Origin of the sequence: Silicimonas lutimaris, assembly GCF_047314965.1 — a bacterium.
In the GTDB taxonomy this organism is placed as follows: domain Bacteria; phylum Pseudomonadota; class Alphaproteobacteria; order Rhodobacterales; family Rhodobacteraceae; genus JAVJUV01.
Map to the genome: position 1 here is coordinate 99,299 of NZ_JBLBVK010000053.1, position 19,747 is coordinate 119,045.

General features: G+C 61.9%; 17 protein-coding genes. 6 read left to right on the forward strand and 11 right to left on the reverse strand.

Going from position 1 to position 19,747, the window contains the following annotated elements; genetic code table 11:
* Window positions 1-3: 3 nt before the first annotated feature.
* Window positions 4-900 (reverse strand): patatin-like phospholipase family protein, encoded by an 897-nt coding sequence (locus ACKLNI_RS14590; protein ID WP_413719811.1) that lies wholly within the window; start codon window positions 898-900, stop codon window positions 4-6.
* Between the two features lie 173 nt (window positions 901-1,073).
* On the opposite strand from ACKLNI_RS14590, the gene ACKLNI_RS14595 reads away from it, so the two are divergent.
* Entirely contained in the window at window positions 1,074-1,259 is a 186-nt protein-coding gene (locus tag ACKLNI_RS14595) for a hypothetical protein (RefSeq protein ID WP_413719812.1), read from the forward strand.
* A gap of 3 nt (window positions 1,260-1,262) precedes the next feature.
* Here the strand turns inward: ACKLNI_RS14595 and uvrA are convergent, their stop codons facing one another.
* The gene (uvrA, locus tag ACKLNI_RS14600; RefSeq protein WP_413719813.1) at window positions 1,263-4,121 is read right to left on the reverse strand and encodes an excinuclease ABC subunit UvrA; all 2,859 of its coding nucleotides are present in this window, start codon (window positions 4,119-4,121) and stop codon (window positions 1,263-1,265) included.
* A 220-nt stretch (window positions 4,122-4,341) separates the two neighbouring features.
* Here uvrA and ACKLNI_RS14605 point away from each other — a divergent pair, with 220 nt between their 5' ends.
* The gene (locus ACKLNI_RS14605; RefSeq protein ID WP_413719814.1) at window positions 4,342-4,728 is read left to right on the forward strand and encodes a rhodanese-like domain-containing protein; all 387 of its coding nucleotides are present in this window, start codon (window positions 4,342-4,344) and stop codon (window positions 4,726-4,728) included.
* Window positions 4,729-4,769: 41 nt separating this feature from the next.
* Here the strand turns inward: ACKLNI_RS14605 and lpdA are convergent, their stop codons facing one another.
* From lpdA to ACKLNI_RS14635, 6 genes are all read right to left on the reverse strand, one after another.
* Complete coding sequence (lpdA, locus tag ACKLNI_RS14610) at window positions 4,770-6,167, reverse strand: dihydrolipoyl dehydrogenase (protein ID WP_413719815.1); 1,398 nt, start codon at window positions 6,165-6,167, stop codon at window positions 4,770-4,772.
* A 157-nt stretch (window positions 6,168-6,324) separates the two neighbouring features.
* The gene (locus tag ACKLNI_RS14615; protein ID WP_413719816.1) at window positions 6,325-7,602 is read right to left on the reverse strand and encodes an FAD-dependent oxidoreductase; all 1,278 of its coding nucleotides are present in this window, start codon (window positions 7,600-7,602) and stop codon (window positions 6,325-6,327) included.
* Between the two features lie 40 nt (window positions 7,603-7,642).
* Window positions 7,643-8,227 (reverse strand): DUF924 family protein, encoded by a 585-nt coding sequence (locus tag ACKLNI_RS14620; protein WP_413719817.1) that lies wholly within the window; start codon window positions 8,225-8,227, stop codon window positions 7,643-7,645.
* A gap of 76 nt (window positions 8,228-8,303) precedes the next feature.
* Entirely contained in the window at window positions 8,304-9,587 is a 1,284-nt protein-coding gene (locus ACKLNI_RS14625; protein WP_413719818.1) for an MFS transporter, read from the reverse strand.
* Window positions 9,588-9,671: 84 nt separating this feature from the next.
* Window positions 9,672-10,727 (reverse strand): tRNA preQ1(34) S-adenosylmethionine ribosyltransferase-isomerase QueA, encoded by a 1,056-nt coding sequence (gene queA, locus ACKLNI_RS14630; RefSeq protein WP_413719854.1) that lies wholly within the window; start codon window positions 10,725-10,727, stop codon window positions 9,672-9,674.
* Window positions 10,728-10,732: 5 nt separating this feature from the next.
* Complete coding sequence (locus tag ACKLNI_RS14635) at window positions 10,733-14,032, reverse strand: YhdP family protein (protein ID WP_413719819.1); 3,300 nt, start codon at window positions 14,030-14,032, stop codon at window positions 10,733-10,735.
* Window positions 14,033-14,130: 98 nt separating this feature from the next.
* Here ACKLNI_RS14635 and ACKLNI_RS14640 point away from each other — a divergent pair, with 98 nt between their 5' ends.
* From ACKLNI_RS14640 to ACKLNI_RS14655, 4 genes are all read left to right on the forward strand, one after another.
* Window positions 14,131-14,589 (forward strand): peroxiredoxin, encoded by a 459-nt coding sequence (locus ACKLNI_RS14640; RefSeq protein WP_413719820.1) that lies wholly within the window; start codon window positions 14,131-14,133, stop codon window positions 14,587-14,589.
* Between the two features lie 84 nt (window positions 14,590-14,673).
* Entirely contained in the window at window positions 14,674-15,486 is an 813-nt protein-coding gene (locus ACKLNI_RS14645) for a ferritin-like domain-containing protein (protein WP_413719821.1), read from the forward strand.
* A 161-nt stretch (window positions 15,487-15,647) separates the two neighbouring features.
* A complete protein-coding gene (locus tag ACKLNI_RS14650; protein WP_413719822.1) occupies window positions 15,648-16,970 on the forward strand; it encodes a DUF5930 domain-containing protein in 1,323 nt (440 codons plus the stop codon).
* Window positions 16,960-17,466: a bactofilin family protein gene (locus tag ACKLNI_RS14655; RefSeq protein ID WP_413719823.1), complete on the forward strand. Its 507-nt coding sequence runs from the start codon at window positions 16,960-16,962 to the stop codon at window positions 17,464-17,466. Before ACKLNI_RS14650 ends, ACKLNI_RS14655 begins: the two co-directional genes overlap by 11 nt.
* 72 nt (window positions 17,467-17,538) lie before the next feature.
* On the opposite strand, the gene ACKLNI_RS14660 is transcribed toward ACKLNI_RS14655, so the two are convergent.
* From ACKLNI_RS14660 to ACKLNI_RS14670, 3 genes are all read right to left on the reverse strand, one after another.
* Window positions 17,539-18,375: a CPBP family glutamic-type intramembrane protease gene (locus ACKLNI_RS14660; protein ID WP_413719824.1), complete on the reverse strand. Its 837-nt coding sequence runs from the start codon at window positions 18,373-18,375 to the stop codon at window positions 17,539-17,541.
* 97 nt (window positions 18,376-18,472) lie between these two features.
* Window positions 18,473-18,868, reverse strand: a complete 396-nt coding sequence (locus ACKLNI_RS14665; protein ID WP_413719825.1) for a DUF805 domain-containing protein — start codon at window positions 18,866-18,868, stop codon at window positions 18,473-18,475.
* Between the two features lie 52 nt (window positions 18,869-18,920).
* The gene (locus tag ACKLNI_RS14670; RefSeq protein ID WP_413719826.1) at window positions 18,921-19,706 is read right to left on the reverse strand and encodes a DUF2189 domain-containing protein; all 786 of its coding nucleotides are present in this window, start codon (window positions 19,704-19,706) and stop codon (window positions 18,921-18,923) included.
* Window positions 19,707-19,747 lie beyond the last annotated feature (41 nt).

The window sequence follows — 19,747 nt, forward strand, 5'->3', positions numbered from 1 at the left end:
CCGCTAAAGCCCCACGACCTTGGCAAGCGCCTCGGCATTGTCCCGAACGGCTTTGCGGCCTGCCTCGATGGCCTCCTCCGCGCGATGGAACTCAAGCACTGACATGTCCATCAGATGCGCATCCAAGAGGATGTGCGGCGGATCTCCCGCAAGCCGGCTGCGCCTGATGTGATCTGTCATGATCTCGATCGAGGCAGACAGCACGTCCAGGTAATCCGGCGGCCTGTCTTCGGGATCATCCCTCGCGACGATCGAGCGCAGAGCCTCGGGCAGACGTTCTCGCCAGTCCCAAAGCTCGCGGGTATCCGCCTTCTGCCGCTCGGCCCAGAACGTCTGGCTGAACCGGCCGCTCGGATTGACGGCGATCACCACATCCGCGCCCAGAACCCTGCAGGATGAAACCGGAACCGGATTGGTCAGGCCGCCATCCAGCATCCATCGGCCGTCGATCAGCACGGGGCTGAGAATCCCAGGCAGGGCAACGGAAGCACGAACCGCTTCGGCGACATTGCCCTTGGTCAGCCAGGCTTCGCGACCGGTCGCCATATCGGTGGCAACCAGGGACAGAGGGATTTGCAGGTCCTCGATATTCTCGGGCATATCCAGACCACCGATCACGTTCCGGATTTCCTCGCCTTCGAACAGTCCACCAGACGTCAGCCGGATATCGAGCAGCCCGAAGAAGCTCCGGGCCGTCAGGTTCCGCGCCCAGTCCTCCAACGCATCCAAGGCTCCTCCGGCATGCACGGCGCCGACAAGCGCTCCCATCGAGGCGCCCGCAATCACGTCCGCATGAATGTCCATCTCGGCCAGTTCGCGCAGCACGCCGATATGGCACCAGCCCCGCGCGCCGCCACTTCCCAGTGCGATACCGATCTTTAATCCCTTGTGCCGCTTCAAGACATCTCCTCCCCCCTTTCCGGCCGGCTCCGACGAGATCCGAGGCCGCTCGAAAAAGCCGTTGAACCGCCACCTTGGCTGAAAACATCATAGCGTCCGACGTCTGATCAAGGTCAAGGCAGCGCTGAACGATCCCCGTTACCCAAAGGGTCACGTCAGGCCGGAGGATCACCATGTCACTCAGGAACAAACGACGGGAATTGCACGGCGTAGTCGGCGCACTCGGTGTTGTCGCCGCCTTGGGCGGGTTCGTAGCCAACTACTACTCACCCGGCACCACGATCGTGCTCATCTTCGCCATCATCGCTGTTGGCGCGACGCTTGTGAACGTCTTCACCGACCCGCCAGGCAAGGGCTGAGGCCTATTCCGCCGCCACTTTCGCTATACCCAGCATGTCCGCCAGGTAACGCCCGGTGTGACTGCGCGGTTCTCTGGCTACCTCCTCCGGGGTGCCAACGGCCACGATCTCGCCACCGCCATCGCCGCCCTCCGGACCAATATCGATGATCCAGTCGGCGGTTTTGATGACATCGAGATTATGCTCGATCACGATCACCGTATTCCCCTGCTCTACCAGTTCGTGCAGCACTTCCAACAGCTTGCGAACATCTTCGAAATGCAGGCCGGTCGTAGGCTCGTCGAGAATGTAAAGTGTTCGACCCGTCGACCGCTTGGACAGTTCCTTCGACAACTTCACCCGCTGCGCCTCGCCGCCCGAGAGCGTCGTCGCCTGCTGACCCACCTTGATATAGTCCAGCCCGACACGGTGCAGCGCGTCCATCTTGTCTCGGATTGCGGGCACCGCCTTGAAGAACTCCTGGGCCTCTTCAACGGTCATGTCCAGCACATCGGCGATGGACTTGCCCTTGAACTTGATCTCCAGCGTCTCGCGGTTGTATCGCGCGCCTTTACAGGTCTCACAGGTGACGTAGACATCCGGAAGGAAGTGCATCTCGATCTTGATGACGCCGTCGCCCTGGCACGCCTCGCAGCGCCCGCCCTTGACGTTGAACGAGAACCGTCCCGGCTGATAGCCCCGCGCCTTGGCCTCAGGCAGGCCTGCGAACCAGTCACGGATCGGGGTAAATGCACCGGTGTAAGTCGCGGGGTTAGACCTCGGTGTGCGCCCGATGGGCCGCTGATCGATGTCGATCACCTTGTCGAGATGCTCCAGCCCCTTGATCGTCTCGCACGGCGCGGGCGTCTGGCGTGCGCCGTTCAGCGCCATGGACGCCGTCTTGAACAGGGTCTCGATGGTCAGGGTCGACTTTCCGCCACCCGAAACCCCGGTCACACAGACGAACTTGCCCAGCGGGAACTCTGCCGTGACCTCTTTCAGGTTGTTGCCGGTGGCCTTCACCACGGTCACCTTCTTGCCCTTGCCCTTCCGGCGTTCGGCCGGAACCACGATCTCCCGGCTGCCAGACAGGTACTGTCCGGTAATCGAGGCGGCGTTCGCCGCGATCTCGCCAGGCGTGCCGTGGGCCACGACCTGACCGCCATGCACACCCGCGCCGGGACCGATATCGAAGACGTAATCCGCCTCGCGGATAGCCTCCTCGTCATGCTCGACTACAATCACAGTGTTGCCTTGGTCGCGCAGGTTCTTCAGCGTCGTCAGCAAACGCCCGTTATCACGCTGATGCAGGCCGATCGACGGCTCGTCCAGCACGTAAAGCACGCCGGTCAGACCGGATCCGATCTGGCTCGCCAGCCTGATCCGCTGAGATTCACCGCCCGAGAGCGTGCCCGCGTTCCGGCTCAGCGTCAGGTATTCGAGACCGACGTTGTTCAGGAACCCAAGCCGCTCACGGATTTCCTTCAGAATGGCGCGCGCGATCTCGTTCTTCTGTTTCGACAGATGGTTCGGAGCATCCTCGACCCAGGCCAGCGCCTCGCGGATCGACATCGCGACCACCTGCCCCACATGCAGACCGCCGATCTTCACCGCCAGGGCCTCGGGGCGCAGGCGATACCCTTCGCAGGTTCCGCATGGCCGGTTGTTCTGGTAGCGCTCGAATTCCTCGCGGATCCAGCTTGAATCGGTCTCGCGATAGCGCCGCTCCATGTTCGGGATAACACCCTCGAAGGGCCGGCTCACCTGATAGACCCTCCCGCCCTCGTCATAGCGGAACGGGATCTCCTCGTCGCCCGAGCCATAGAGGAACACCTGCTTCACATGAGCCGGAAGATCCTTCCACTTAGCGTTCTGATCGAACTCGTAATGTTTCGCGATCGCCTCAATGGTCTGCTTGAAATACGGGCTCTTTCCCTTGCGCCAAGGCGCCAGCGCGCCGTCGTAGACCTTCAGGTTCTGGTCCGGTACCACAAGCCGCTCGTCAAAGAACAACTCCACGCCAAGACCGTCGCAGTCAGGACAAGCCCCGAAGGGCGCGTTGAACGAGAACAGGCGCGGTTCGATCTCGGGAATCGTGAACCCCGACACCGGGCAGGCGAAATTCTCGGAAAACGTGATCCGTTCCGGCTCGCCCTCCTTGGGGGCTGTCTCCAGAATGGCGATCCCGTCCGCCAGGTCCAAAGCAGTGCGAAACGAATCCGCCAGCCGCGTCTCGATTCCCTCTTTCACGACCAGACGATCCACCACCACGTCGATGTCATGGCGGAACTTCTTGTCCAGCGTCGGAGGCTCGTCCAGATCATGGAACGCGCCGTCGACCTTCACGCGCTGAAAGCCCTGTTTACGAAGTTCTAAGAATTCCTTGCGATATTCGCCTTTCCGGTCGCGGACGATGGGGGCAAGCAGGTAGGCGCGTGTGCCCTCCTCCATCGCCATGACGCGGTCGACCATGTCCTGCACCTGCTGCGCCTCGATGGGCAGCCCGGTGGCGGGGCTGAACGGGGTGCCGGCGCGGGCGAACAACAGGCGGAGGTAGTCGTAGATCTCGGTGACAGTGCCGACCGTGGACCGGGGGTTCTTGCTGGTCGTCTTCTGTTCAATGGAAATGGCCGGGGACAAACCGCTGATATGGTCCACGTCGGGTTTTTCCATCATGTCCAGGAACTGGCGCGCATATGCGCTGAGGCTCTCGACATAGCGCCGCTGCCCCTCGGCATAGATCGTGTCGAAGGCAAGGCTCGATTTGCCCGAGCCCGATAGCCCGGTGATCACCACAAGCTGGTCGCGCGGAATATCCACGTCGATGTTCTTCAGATTGTGCTCGCGGGCGCCGCGCACCTCGATGTTCTTCAGCTCGGCCATGACTACCTCTCGACAACCCCGAGAGAGATAGCGGGCTGGACGCCAGACTCAATGGGGCAAAAGGAACATTACAGGAACATTCGTGCAGCGTCACGGAGTTTCGTCCACTTTCCTGTGGATAAGCCATTGCCTGCCGACCGAACCTCGCCTTCAAACTTTGCGGTTGCTATTGTATTCCGTTTTTTGAATATTAAGTGCCGGTCAGCGCCGGATGCGGCGCATGTCACTCAAGGGACGACTACAGATGTACTTCTTCAGGCAAACCGAAACTGTTCCAGGCATTTCGGCAGGTGCGGCGATCGAAGGCGCGGCCAATGGCGCTGTCACGGTGATCGATGTGCGTGAGCACGCCGAACTTGCCACGTCCGGCAAAGCGCGGGGCGCGCACCATGTTCCCCTGTCACGCCTTCTGGATATGGCCGACCCGCGCCATCCCGACCACAACCCTGCGCTGAAAGCCGATGCCCGCATCGCGGTTTACTGCGCCAGCGGCGGCCGTTCGGGACGCGCCCAGATGGCGCTCCGGCAACTCGGTTATACCGACGTCCATAATATCGGCGGGTTCGGGGATTGGATCGCGGCCGGCGGAGACATCGAGCGTATCTGATACTTGATCGGCCCCGCACCAGGGCGCGGGGCCGGATCACATCAGATGTGGATCACCCGGTCATAGGCGTCCAGCACGCTTTCGTGCATCATCTCGCTGAGCGTCGGGTGCGGGAAAACCGTCTCCATCAGGTCTTCTTCGGTGGTCTCCAGCTGACGCCCGACGACATAGCCCTGGATCAGCTCGGTCACTTCCGCGCCAATCATATGCGCGCCCAGCAATTCTCCGGTCTTTGCGTCGAACACGGTCTTGACCAACCCTTCCGGCTCTCCCAGCGCGATCGCCTTTCCGTTGCCGATGAAGGGGAAACGCCCAACCTTGACCTCGTAGCCCAGTTCCTTCGCCTTTGCTTCGGTATAGCCCACGCTGGCCACCTGCGGATGGCAATAGGTGCAGCCCGCAATGCTCGTCGGCTTGACCGGATGCACCTTGTTCTTCCCGGCAATCAGTTCGGCAACCATCACACCCTCGTGGCTTGCCTTGTGCGCAAGCCAGGGCGCGCCGGCGATGTCACCGATGGCATAGAGCCCGTCCACGCCCGTCCGGCAATATTCGTCGGTCACCACATGGGTCCGGTCGATCTTGACGCCCAATGCTTCCAGGCCCAGCCCTTCGACATTGCCGACGATGCCCACGGCGGAGATCACCGTATCGAAGTCCTGCTTCTCGATCTTGCCGCCAACCTCGATATGCGCGGTCACATTGTCCTTGGCGCGATCGAGCTGCTTGACCACCGCTTTCTGCATGATCTTCATGCCCTGCTTTTCAAAGCTCTTTTTGGCGAAGGCGCTGATTTCGGCATCCTCGACGGGCAGGATCCGCTCCATGACCTCGACCACGGTCGTGTCGGCACCCAGCGTATTGTAAAAGCTTGCGAACTCGATCCCGATCGCGCCCGAACCGATAACCAGCAGTTTCTTCGGCATGTGCGGCGGCACCAGCGCATGCTTGTAGGTCCAGACCCGTTCGCCATCAGCCTCGAGCCCCGGCAGTTCGCGCGCCCGCGCGCCTGTGGCCAGGATGATGCTCTTCGCGGCCAGCTCCTCGGTGCCCTTCTCGGTCTTGACCGAAACCTTGCCCTTGGCGGGAAGCGTCGCGGAGCCCATGATCACCTCGACCTTGTTCTTCTTCATCAGGTGTCCGACACCGCCGTTCAGCTGCTTGGCAACGGCGCGCGACCGCTTCACCACGGCATCGAGATCATAACCAATGCCCTCGGCCTTCAGACCGAACTCCTTGGCCCGGTGCATCAGGTGAAACACCTCCGAGGACCGCAGCATCGCTTTCGTCGGAATGCAGCCCCAGTTCAGGCAGATGCCGCCCATGTGCTCACGCTCGACGATGGCCGTCTTCAGCCCCAGCTGACTGGCACGGATAGCGGCAACATAACCGCCGGGTCCGGCACCGATCACGATAACGTCGAAGGTCTTTGCGGCCATGAGGTCCTCCCGCGAGAAAAATTGTTTGACGTTAAACTATCTGGCACATCCCGAGAGGAAAGTCACCTAGCTGGCGTTGACGCAGGGACAAAGCCGTTATGCGCAGAAGGCGCGGTCACGTGACATACGAAGCAGGTCTGTAGTGGAGCCGGACGGTTCAACCGTTCGCCGTCAGCGAGGCACCCCCGATGCCCCGCACCCCCTGCGTCTGCAATGACGCCACGAGTTCCCGCATGTCCACGGCCTGCACTGTGGAGCCGTCCCGGATGGCAAGCGCCGCTGCCGTCCCCGTCGCCTGCCCCATGGTCATGCATTGCGGCATTCCGCGCACGCTGGCAAACGCCGTGGCGTCCGCGGAAATGATCCGCCCCGCGAACATCAGGTTCTCGATCTGCTTCGGAACCAGCGACCGGAACGGTATCGTGTAGTAACTGCCCTGCCCCACGATGGCGTCATGGGTCATGTCGTCGCCGCGCATCACGTCGTCGATAGGGTTGTCGCAGGCGACGATCCCATCCTCGAACTTGGTGGCGGCGGCCAGTTCGGCCCCCGTGACACGATGGACACCCTCAAGCCTCCGCGTCTCGCGCACGCCGACAGTGGGGCCAAGCTGCGTCATGCGCGCACGCTCGAAGCCGGGCACGTCCGCGCGGAGGAACTCTGCCAGTTGACGGCAACGACGGCGCCCCTCCTGCGTCGCGCGGGCGACGTCCTCGGCGCGGGTGCCATCCACGCCGCGGATCGCGACGGAATTACAGAACACCGTATTCTCGTGAAAGCCCTTCATCAGATAAAGCTGGCGCAAATCCGGATGCAGACGCCCCTCGGCAATTCCGCGTGCCGCATGCTCCCGGAAGTAGGGATCTCGTTCGGCAAACACCTTCGACCAGTCCGCGTCTTCCATCACGAACGACAGGGTTACGGCCATCATGTTGCCCCGACCGTCGCCAAGCGTGAAGGGGACACCCGCCCGGGCCGAAACGTCCCCGTCTCCCGAGCAGTCGATCACGATCCGCGGCGTCACCACGCAGGGTCCGCGCCGGTCGAAGACCTCCAGGCCACCGATACGCGCTCCATCCATGAGAGGGCGGATCACCGTTGTCCCGACATGCGTGCTGACCCTGGCCTCTTCCAGCATGTCGAACATCGCGATGGTGGCCGCATCATGATCGTACTGGATTTCCGGGCCGAAGTTCTCCAGCGCGCAGGGCCTCACCTCGGCCATCGGCGGCGCCATTCCCATCAGCCGATCGGTCAACTCCGCCATTAGACCACCGATCGATATTCCGCAGGGAAAAGCAGCCCCCCAGGGCATACCGGGGCAGAAGGCCATCACGCCGCCGATCTTTGGACCGGCCTCGTAAAGATGAACGTTCAGTCCGGCCCGGCCAGCCGCGACCGCCGCGCCGAAGCCGGCTGTCCCACCTCCAACCACCGCGACATCGACGCGCTCTGAAGGGATCTCTGCGGGAATCTCAGGCCGCCTCTCGCGCCTTTAGTTCTTCGACCATGGCTCCGTACCCGCCCTGCTCAAGGAAGACGGCCTCGGCCGCCGGCGTCTCGCGCCCGATCGCTTCGTTCCTGTTCGGGAAGCGGCCGAACCTGCGGATTACCTCGCGATGCGCCTTGGCGTGAAGGAGATTTCCCTCTCCGGTCTCGGGCATGCGTGTCTTGATCAGCCGCACGGCCCGATCCTGGTCGGTGAGGCATTCCGAATGCACCAGCGGCATGTAGAAGAACTGGCGCGCCGGTTCATCGATCCTCAGATCCCAGCCCTTGGAAATCGCGGCTTTCGCCGCGGCACGCGCCACCTTGTCCGTGGCAAAGCTTTTCGGAGTGCCGCGGAACATGTTTCGGGGAAACTGGTCTGTCAGGATGATGTAGGCCAGCGTGCCCGATGGATACGTAAGCCACAGCGACAGCGCGCCGTGGCATGCGGCATTGTAGGTCTCTTCAAACCTGTCACGGATCATCTGATCGAGATCCTCGCCGCCCATGTACCAGCCCTTGGGGCCGATTTCGTCCAGCCAGAACGCCAGTATCTCATCAGGGTTCGCCATGGCTCCGCGTCCTTCCATAACTCTCGATCCGCCCCTGGTAGAACGAATCGTTACAATATCTTCATATTCGATCAAGCTAATCTCTCCCGCTCTTGGGGATTTCTTCGTCGGTGTCGACATTTTCGGCATAGAACTCCTGAGCCGCTTCCAGAACCACAGGCGTTGCCGTGGGCAGAACCGGGGCATAGCTGACCGCGTCGTAATCCTCTTCCTCGTGATAGGCCGACGGCCGCTGCGTCATGCGGTACATGACGTAGATCGACAAAACGACGAAGGTCGCGAGGAGATACATCCAGAACCCTGAGGGTCCGGCGTAGGACATCGCCCAACCGGTAAGGATCGGCCCCATGATCGCTCCCATGCCGTTCACGAAGATCAGCCCGCCCGACGCCGCCGCCATGTCGTCGGTTCCGAGGTAGTCGTTGGTGTAGGCGATCAGAAGCGCATAAAGCGGGTTCGACATGCCTCCGATCAGGAAACCGGCGACGAGCAACGCTTCGAACATCCCTCCGAAGAATGCGCCGATCGCCGAAGCGACACCGCCCAGTACAGCAGCAGCGAGGATCAGAACGCGGCGGTCCATGCGATCCGAAAACCAGCCGAAGGGGTATTGCAGCACCATCCCGCCAAGAAAGATCGCCGAAATGAATATCGAGATCTGCGCAACGCTGAGCCCCGCCTCGGTGCCATAGACCGACGCCATGCCAAACTGCGCTGCGAATACCATTCCCATGATGAACATGCCGACGATACCCGTGGGCGAGACCTCGTAGAGCTGCCGGAGGGACATCGCCTTTGTCGTCTCGAAGGCCGGGGTTGGCGTCACCGACAACAGGATCGGAGCGAACGACAGCGACACCAGGACGGACGGGATCACGAACAGAACGAACCCGGCAGGGTCCGCAACGTTCAGAAGGGCCTGGCTGATGACGATCCCTGTCATCTGGACGATCATGTAAAGCGACAGCGCCTTGCCGCGCGTCTGGTTCGTGGACGCGTTGTTCAGCCAGCTTTCCGCCGTCACATAGACGCCAGAGAACGAGAATCCGAAAACCACGCGCAACAGGATCCACGCCCAGGGTTCCGTGATCGTCGGATACAGGATCAGCACGGCCGAGATGAACGATCCCAGTGCCGCGAATACGCGAATGTGCCCCACGCGCCGGATCATCTCCGGGGCCATGCGTGAGCCGAAAAGGAAACCCACGAAATAAGCCGAGGTGATAATCGAAAGTTCCGAGGTCGAGAAATCCTCGATTGCGCCGCGGATTCCCATCAGCGACCCCTGAAGACCGTTTCCGATCATCAGCAGCAACATCCCCAAAAGGAGAGCCCATGCGCTTTTGAAGACCTGCCACATTGGCCTGATCCGCTTGCCTCTACTCGGGCCCTACCGGGTAGGCCCCATCATGACGCGTCTTGGTGCGACCGATTCTGTCGGTTTTCAGCCGTGTGGCAGAAGAAGAGAAGCATCTCCATAGGAAAAGAACCGGTATCGGCGGGAAATCGCGTGATCATAGATTTCGCGGATTCGGTCCGATCCCATGAAGGCAGACACCAGCATCATCAGCGTCGATTTCGGCAGATGGAAGTTGGTCATCAACCCATCCGCAATCCGGAACCGATAGCCCGGAGTAATGAATATGTCGGTCGCACCCTCCCACGCGCCAAGGGCTCCGTCTTCGGATGCGGCGGTCTCGATCAGCCGCATCGCCGTAGTTCCAACAGGGATGATCCGTCCCCCCGCCGCCCGGGTCGCGTTGATCTCGGCGGCGGCTTCTGCGGTGATCCTGCCGCGCTCGGAATGCATCTTGTGCTGACTGACGTCGTCGGTCTTGACGGGAAGAAACGTCCCTGCCCCGACATGCAGCGTGACGAAGGTACGCTCGATACCAGCGGCATCCAGCGCCGCAATCAAGGCCTCGTCGAAATGCAGCGACGCCGTCGGCGCCGCCACTGCGCCCTGCTCGCGCGCCCAGATGGTCTGGTAGTCTTCCTTGTCCTGCGCGTCCGACTTGCGCTTCCCTTCGATGTAAGGCGGAAGCGGCATGGCGCCGGCCTCGGCCAGTGCCGCGTCGAAATCGTCACCGGCGACGTTGAACCGCAGATAGGCCACACCGTCGCCGCGAGCCTCGACGATCGCCGAGAGCGCCTCGGAAAACACGACATCTTCGCCGTCCCGAACCTTCTTCAAAGGCTTCAGCAAGGCCGACCATGTGCCGTCAGCCCTCGGCTCCAGCAGCGTGGCCTCGATTCGTGCCTCCGTCGGCCCCTCCGGACCGGTCCTCCGACGCAGCCCCGAGAGCCGCGCCGGGATTACCCTCGTGTCGTTCAGCACCAACCGATCCCCGCGCCGCAGGAAGGACGGCAGGTCGATGGAGCGGGCATCGGTTATGCTCTCGGGCGTCGCCACCAGCAGGCGCGACGAAGACCTTGGTCGCGCGGGCCTTGTCGCGATCAACTCGTCAGGAAGATCGAAATCGAAATCACTGAGTTTCACAGTCGTCATTCTCCGGACCGCTGACCACGGAAGATGCGGCGCAACGCGCCCGGGGCAAGGATCGACAGCGGATTCACGGAAACCTCGGGCGCTGACGCCGGTCCCGTCATGCGGTAGTTGAATCCAAACAGCCCCTCGCCACGCCGAGAGACCGCCGCCCCTATTCCGTTGACGAAATAGACGGGTGAGATCACCCCGCGGATATCCATCCGCTTCGAGACGAAATCATAAATTCCGTCGGCCGAGATTCCCAAAGACCCGCCGACGGCTGCGGCCTCGGTCAGGGTCAGTCGCTCGCGCGTGAGCCGGAACTTCCCATCAACGGAGCTGAAAAGGATGCCCGGTCCCGCCAACTGATCCAGAAGACCAACCACGCTGACGGCATCCAGGAGACCTGCCAGAGCAGGCACCCGACGCAATCGGAGACCTTCCACCAGGAACTGACCGTCATAGGTGCCGGCGGTGGCACCACGGACCGGCGTCAGGACAAGATCCAGTGTTCCCCCCCGGGCGTTCGGGGTCAGGCCAGCATCCCGGATTGCTCCGCCTGCGTCATCGGACTGGATCCGGACTGCCGTGCCCGCGTTTGCAGGCGCAAGCGTGCCGCGCACGGGCGTGGCGCCATTCAACCGCGCCTCGAATGTGCCCGACAACCCTGCCCTGCCACGCTGAAAACTCCCGCGAACCGGAGCCAGCGAGACACTGTCCGTCACCACAAGTTCGGTCAGCGAAATGTCGAAGGGTGCTCCATCGCCGGGACCGCTGTTGCCTTCGGGCAAACCGCGAAGGTCCAACCGGCCTTCGGTCACCTTGACAGCCGGCGCCGCGCCCCCATCTCGGGCCGTGATCTCCACACTCCCGTCAAGCCAGCCGCCGACCTTAACGCTATCGAACACGGCCCCCTCGAAGCCGCCGCCTTGACCCAGCATTATGCGACCATCCAGAGCGAGACCCGCCGCAGACAACGACAGGCCTTCAACAACGGGAGTTTCGCCAAGCTGAGCTGCCAGGTCAAAACCGCCCCTCTCGCCCGCCGCCTTGCGCCAACCCAATCCGTCGATGCTCATGGAAAGCCCTGACAAATCCGAACTGAGGCTGAGCTGCGGCGGCGCACCGGGCGGTAAATCCAGCCGGAACTGTCCGGTTCCCCGCCCACCGATCAAGCCCTCCGGCAAGGGAATATCCAGCGCCTTCATGGTTTCTTCCGACAGGACAACCGTACCTTCGACCCAGCCTCCATTTGTCGCCGCTTCGCCCAATGGCTGACGCCAGCCTGCCTGCAGGGGTACGCCGTCCAGCATGAAAGGACCGTCTAGCCGGACCTCTTCGGTCGTTACATCCAGAGCGATGCGGTCCGCGCTCAGAAGCCGCCCCGCCGCAATCCTGTCTGATGAGACCCCGCGCAGTTCTGCAGTGACGGAATAATCGATGTCGTCGCGTCCGATACGCCCTGCCAGAGGCAGCACGATCCGGGCTTCCGCGCGCGCATCCGCTGTCGCCAGATCGGGGCTCCTCCTCGCGCGATCCATGATCCGCAGAGGCGGGTTGTTCAGAATCTCCAGAGCCGCATCCAGCGGACCCGCGGCATTGAGCGCGATCTCGCCCGTTGCCGGCTTTTGCCGCACGTCCGGAACAACGAAGGCCGAGCCCGAAGCATCGAGAACGCCACGTCGTCCGGAATCTATCCAGCCCTCGTCCAGGAACAGCGCAAACCTTTTGTCCAGCAGCGTGGCACGACCCGCCGCCCCGGTCAGAAGCGGCATCTGCTTCAGAAAACTGACGTCGCCCCCGTCGAATTCGAAGCTGAGGATCGTATCGGGCTTTTCACCGGGTTTGAAACGAAAGCCCGCCGACACATCTCGCAGGGTTCCCGTTCGGAGGTTGTCGGCAAGCCAGCCCCGCGTCACGGGTGAAACGACTATGGGCCAGTGAGCAAGAACACGTTCGGAAGTGATAGCCGGGCTCTGGGCATCCACTGAAACATGCCAGCCATCCTCCTCGGCGCTGACACGAGCCTTCGCGCGAATTTGCGCCTCTTCCTTGTCCAGGGCGACCTGTCCGATTTCAACGGTGAACGGGTCCAGCCGAAGCCTCAGATCTGCCCGAAGGCCTGACAAGGCAAGCGGCTCCTCGAAAACCCCTTCGCCCCCGTATTCCAGCGCGGAGACATTGAACTGCCCGAGAAACGCGCGCGGCCATGGACCCGACAATTCAGCAAGATAAGTATGTCCGGTCGCTGCAAGCCGACCGTACTCCGAGACAACGGCCAAGTCCGAAAAGTCGATCCTTTGCCGTGCGGGGTCAAACGTGAAATAGGTGCGCGCCGAAGAGAACGCGACCGGTTGTACATCCGGAAGCGGCTGCAGCGCTCCGGCCCCAATATCGAGTGTCCCGGCAAAGGCAGAAACCGCACCATCGGCAGCGATCTCGGTGCGAACCGAACCTGAAAGGGGGGCGTCCAGAACCCCCAGCCAGGCAAGGACAGGCGACTGGAGCGCGATGTCCGCCGCCGGCATCCGTGCAACCGTTGCACCGAGAGAGACCCCCGATGTCGAAAGGTTGCGGGCGACCGAAACCTGGATCTCGGCCACGTCATCAGTCCCGTTGAAGACATCCGAGACAAGCGTGAGCGTGGTGGCGCGATCGGCGCGGCGCAGGATCAGCGTCGCGTTGGTCGCCTGCCAGATCCGGCCGGAGCGCGCATCTTCGAGACTGAGAACGATACCGCCCGCCTCGACCGTCTCAAGCGAGGAGAGCGCCGGCGCGGAAAAAACCTCATCGACGAGGTTCAGAAGACCCGGAACGCTTCGCGCACCCGTTTCCCCGCTTTGTCCGGCCGCGAAAGCGAATTCGCCCGACGCGGTACGGCGCAGCGTGATCTGTGCTCCGGTCAGTTCCAGCTGGGAAGCCGCCAGCTCTCCCCGCAGCAACCGTCCCGGCGACAACGTGGCGCGCAAGGTGTTCAGAACAGCCACCGCGCCTCCCGCAGGGTTACCGATGGCAACGTCATTCATCCTGACACGGGGAATGCCGTCCCGTGCAACACCAAGCCTGATATCGCCGATGCGCACCTGACCGTCGCCCAGCCGCGCGTTCACCGCGGCCTCGACCCGAGCCTTGACCATCTCCGGCATCGGCACGGTCCGGCCCGAAAGCGACAGGAAGAGAATTGAAAGGATCACGCAGGCAAGGAAAAGGGAAGCGACCATGCCAAGACCGATCCTGCCATGCCGGATGCGGCGCGGCAGAGGACGGGCCAGCTCCGGCACTTCCTCGGTAGTTTCCTGCTCGACCGACTTGTTCATTTTCTCATCTGCGCGATGGCTGACCTTTATTCTTGACCGATATGCCCTAAAACCCAACAGGCATTTGTGTCACATATCCGCTAGACGAGGGACCCACCATGAGCCTTGAAGGCAATAACGCACCCGATTTCTCCCTTCCACGCGACGGCGGCGGCGAGATCACGCTGTCGAAGCTCTATCCGAGAAAGGTCGTTCTCTACTTCTATCCGAAGGACGACACGTCCGGCTGTACGAAGGAAGCGCAGGGCTTCACCGAACGCAAGGCGGAGTTCGATGCCGCAGGAGCGGTCGTCGTAGGCGTCTCGAAGGACACGGCCGCAAAACACGACAAGTTCATCGCCAAATACGAGCTCGACGTCATCCTCGCCTCGGATGCCGAAGGCGACGTCTGCGAACGCTACGGAACCTGGGTCGAGAAGAGCATGTACGGCAAGTCATACATGGGCATAGAACGCGCGACATTCCTCATCGATGGCGACGGCACTGTCCTGAAGGAGTGGCGCAAGGTTAAGGTGCCGGGTCATGTGGATGAAGTTCTCGAGGCTTTGAAGGGCTAGTCATCGCCGCCTTCAGCGGCGACCAGCCGGGGGCGCCGTCCACCGCCCCCAGCCGGATTTTCCCCAGGAAGAAAGACATATGGCATGGCATCCACGCTGACAGAGATGGCCATCGAGGTCCTTTCGACCGCCGACGGGCGCGAAAAAACGGCTCTGTCCCGTGCGCACGCCGCGCGCTGGTTCGCCGCCCGTGAGGCCGGCGACACGATCCCGGTCGGCACCGCGGAGCCGCCCCTCCAACCTGCCCGCCCTGAGGAACCCGAGCTTCTGGACCCTCGCGACGTGCCCAAACGCAAGCCGGGATCGCCGCAGGGTCGGATCGCGCTGCTGCACGCCGTGGCGCATATCGAGCTCAACGCCGTCGACCTGCACTGGGACATTATCGCCCGTTTCGGCCACGTGCCGATGCCGATCGGTTTCTACGACGACTGGGTCAAGGCTGCGGACGAGGAATCCAAGCATTTCAACCTTGTCTCGGATTGCCTCGAAGCGCTTGGAAGCCATTACGGCGCTCTCCCCGCCCATGCCGGCATGTGGCGGGCTGCCGAGGATACCGCCAACGACATTCTCGGGCGCCTCGCAGTCGTTCCCATGGTTCTGGAGGCGCGTGGTCTGGACGTCACGCCCGGTATGATCGAGATTTTCAGGAAGGCAGGTGACACGAGAGCCATCGCCGCTCTCGAAACGATCTATGCCGAAGAGGTCGGGCACGTGGCCTATGGATCGAAGTGGTTTCACTTCCTCTGCGGCCGCGGCGACCTGGATCCAAAACCGGTTTTCCACGATCTAGTCCGGAAATACTTCCACGGCCCGCTGAAGCCTCCTTTCAATGAAGAGAAACGCGCCGAAGCCGGCCTGCCCCCGGATTTCTATTGGCCGCTCAGCAAAACCGGCTGAGGTTCGGCGAATTCCCGCCGAAACGAGCAGGTTTGTGCGGCGCATACGCCCGCATGGGACAGTAAGGTTGCCTGATTTTTCCACAGCCGTTAACACTTCGGCAGCCCACGCCCGACACAAGGCCGGGCTGCGGGGGATATCAACGGGTTAGGGACCAACCTGTGCACAGACCGATTGTGATCAAGATCCGCGCCATGTTCGAGCGCGCCTTCCCGGAACAACGCCTGTTCCTGAGATCCGACACAGAGACGCGTTTCATCCGCCTGTCGCCGATGACGCAATTCGTTGGCGTTACCGGAAGCGCGCTCCTGCTCGGATGGACGATTATTTCATCCGCCATGCTCCTGATGCATTCGCTCGGTGCAGGCGATCTCAAGCAGCAGGCACTCCGGGATCAGGCGATCTACGAGCAGCGACTGAACCAGCTTGCGGCCGAACGCGATGCCCGCGCGCTAGAAGCATCGCAGGCTCAGGAACGCTTTGCGATCGCGCTCTCGGAAGTCTCGGCGATGCAGTCGCGCCTTCTGGCGTCCGAGGATCGGCTGAAGGAACTGGAAACCGGGATCGACGTCGTTGCCGCAACCCTGCGCGACACCATGAAGGACCGTGACGAGGCCCGCGACCAGGTTGCCGCGCTCCGCGCGGAGTTGGATCAGAACGAGTCGGATGAGCCAGACGCAAGGCGGATGGCCGATCTGGAGACGACGCTTGGCATGCTGAGCGCGGCGCTGGGTGATCTTGCCGGCCAGCGTGACGCGATGCAGGAAACGGTCAGCGAGGCCGAACTGGCGCTGGACAGGATTGCCCTCGACAGCCGGCTCGAAGCAGAGCGCAACGAGCGGATATTCACTCAGATCGAGGATGCGGTCGCATCGTCGCTGGTGCCGATCGACGAGATGTTCTCGGCCGTTGGACTTCCGACGGACTCGATCCTCGAACAGGTCCGGCGCAGTTATTCCGGCCAGGGTGGCCCCCTGACGCCGATCACCTTCTCGACCAGCGGCGATGCCGAGATTGATGAGGTCACCGCGCGCGCCAACGATGTGCTTGGCCAACTCGACGAACTGAACCTTTACCGGATCGCCGCGCAAAAGCTTCCCTTCGGCTTCCCCGTGCGTGGCTACTATCGCTCGACGTCCGGCTTTGGTCAGCGCTGGGGTCGCATGCACGAGGGCCATGACTGGGCAGGCGCGACCGGGACACCGATCCACGCAACGGCCGACGGCGTGGTAGTTCACGCGGGTCGCCAGAGCGGCTACGGAAACCTCATCAAGATCAAGCACGACTTCGGTTTCGAGACGCGATACGCACATCTGTCCAAAATTCGCGTAAAGGTTGGGCAAAGGGTCTCGCGCGGAGACCGCATCGGTGATATGGGGAATACCGGACGTTCGACGGGCACGCATCTCCACTACGAAGTGCGCGTCGGCGGGAAACCCGTAAACCCGTTGAAATACATCAAGGCAGCAAGAGATGTTTTCTAAAAGCAAGATCAACGAGCCCGGCCCCAAACAGGATACAGAGGCAGAAAAGGATAAGGCCCCCGCGATGAATGAATCGAAAGCCACCGCAGACTTTACGTCGTCGAACGCTCCCAAGGCAAAACCGCCCGCATCGGTCCTCTCGGCGGACCTGACCATCTCGGGCAACATCAAGACGACCGGTGACATCAACATCGAGGGGAATGTCGAGGGCGACATCCGCGCCCACCTTCTGACCGTGGGCGAAGGCGCCACCGTCAAAGGCGAATGCATCGCGGACGATGTTGTGGTGAATGGCCGGGTCGTGGGCAAGGTTCGCGGCATCAAGGTCCGCCTGACATCGACCGCCCGCGTCGAAGGCGACATCATCCACAAGACAATCGCGATCGAGTCCGGCGCTCATTTCGAAGGCTCGGTTCAGCGCCAGGAAGATCCGCTGAACTCCGGCGGCAAGGCCGCAGCGCCCAAGCCCGCAGCTCCTGCTTCTTCCGGACAATAACGCCGAACGGACGCGCTTGCGTGTCTGACAGCACCGGCCCGCGCCCACCCGCGCGGGCTGTTTTCTTTCGTATCAACGGATCGAAAGACTTCCGGGGATAACCTCGGTCGCTGCACCCTGCCGCCTGAACATCGTCTTCCTGCTCAACAGAACAATCACCACGGCAACGACCACCAGTATCCAGGTGTCCCAGGGCTGTGCATCCGGCCAGAACGGATTGATCAGTTGCCAGTGAAACAACATCGGCCAGAGCAAGCTTCCCCGGGACGCGTTGAAGATCGGGGTGACAAGCACGGCGAGCGTGACGTTCCCGATGAAGAACGGCAAAAAGTTCCACTCTGCGAAAACGGTACCCGCAAGATAGAATGCCGGAAGATGCCAAAGGCCCCAGGCGCTCCCGATCACGATCCCCGCCCAGAACGGCATGACCCGGCGCTGCAACAGGGGCTGCGCGACACCGCGCCAGCCGAACTCCTCCACCGGGCCGAGGAAGAGCATGATCACGAGAACGGTGAACAACGCGCCCGGGCCGTTCTCTGTCATCGGGGCCAACATGGGACCGCCCTTGATCAGCGAACCGGCGACGAACACGCAGGGAAGACCAAGTGCGACGAACACGACCCACGCCGCGGAGATCCGCCACAGAGCCAGCCGAGACAGAAAAACCCGCAAGCCACCCGCCCCACGCAGCACCGCTATCAGCGCGAATGCGGATAACGCAGGGGCCCAGGTTGCCAGGAAGAAGGCGGGATGCGTGCCGCTGATCTCGCCGAACCGCTCGGCGGCCCAATCAGGATACAGGATATAGGGCCCGATCACTCCCCAGGTGATCAAGAAGGTCAGCAGGAAGAATACCCACAACGCCCAGTCCGGCAGATCGTCGCTAAGGGGTTGCGCGGCACCCGACATCGGCATCTCCTGTCTGTCACCCTCCAACGGTAGACACTGTGACGCTGTCCGCCGCCGCCGGCGTTGATCTGACTCAATCCGTCGCCAATGGCTCTGATCAGCCTGCCAGAGGCATGCTGCCCAGCGGATCCTCGCCGAATCTGTTTGGGCCAGTGGTGCCCCTATGGATGAAAAAAGCGACGATCAGGATCAGAGTACCGATCAACGGAACAAGGATCAGAAGATACCACCATCCCGATTTGTCCACGTCATGCAGTCGCCGGACGCCAACGGAAATCGACGGCAGAAAAACAGCCAGACCGAACAAACCGCCAAGAATTCCGATCTGCTGGCCATCTGCTGCGCGGCCGAACAGGATCGAGTCCAATATGGCGAACACGATATTCCCTAAAAGAATGAACAACATGAACCACCAGAATTCAGAGCGTGGAGCCCGCCCCGAGAACGTCACGTAATTCGAAAAGCACTTGGCAATAGTTTCTTGAAAACTCATCTCCCCAACTCCTTTCTTCTTCGGCACCCGGCTATTGCGGGACAGCCGGACGTCAAACCGGATGATACAACGCCCGGCGGTAAATGTGCCACGTCGCGTGCCCAAGAACCGGAAGTGCGATGAACAGCCCGAGGAACGCAGGAAGCATGGCGACGAACAGGCAGAAGGCCACAATCACCGCCCAGACTCCCATGACGATCTTGTTCCGTGCCACGGTATCCAGACTGACAAGCATAGCCGTGACGAAATCGAATTCCTTGTCGACCAAAAGCGGCAGCGACACCGCCGTCAGACCGAAGGTCAGAAACGCAACCCCTGCCCCGACAACGACCTGAACGGCGAGCATCGCCATGCCGGTAGGGGTCAGGAACAGCGCCCATTCGGACTCCATGTTCATCAGCGCCGAAGGCCCGAAGAACATGGCGAAGGTCATATGGGCGAAAAAGCTCCAGAACAGGAAAATCAGCGCCAGGATGACGCCCACCCACGGAAGTTGCCGGGTGCGTTCGTTCCAGATCACACCCAGCACGTCTGACCAGGCCAATGGCTCGCCAGCCTCGATCCGGCGGCTGACTTCGTAAAGCCCGACCGCCGCGAAGGGCGCGACCAGGGGAAAACCTAGGGCGAACGCCAGCGTCCAAAGAAACGTCCCGGCGCCGATCCACCAGAGTACCACCCCGGCCAGCACATAGAACAGGCTGAACGCCAGCCCGAACAATGGCGCGGTCTGGAAATCCGAGATACCTGCCCTGAGCGATGCCCAAAGCTCCGCCAGTGTCACCTGCGCGATATCGGGTGGCGGCGAAGGCGGCAGTGGAAGCGGATTGTCATCCATCATGGCAGGCATACTCCGTAAGACGTCCCGAACTGGCATTGATC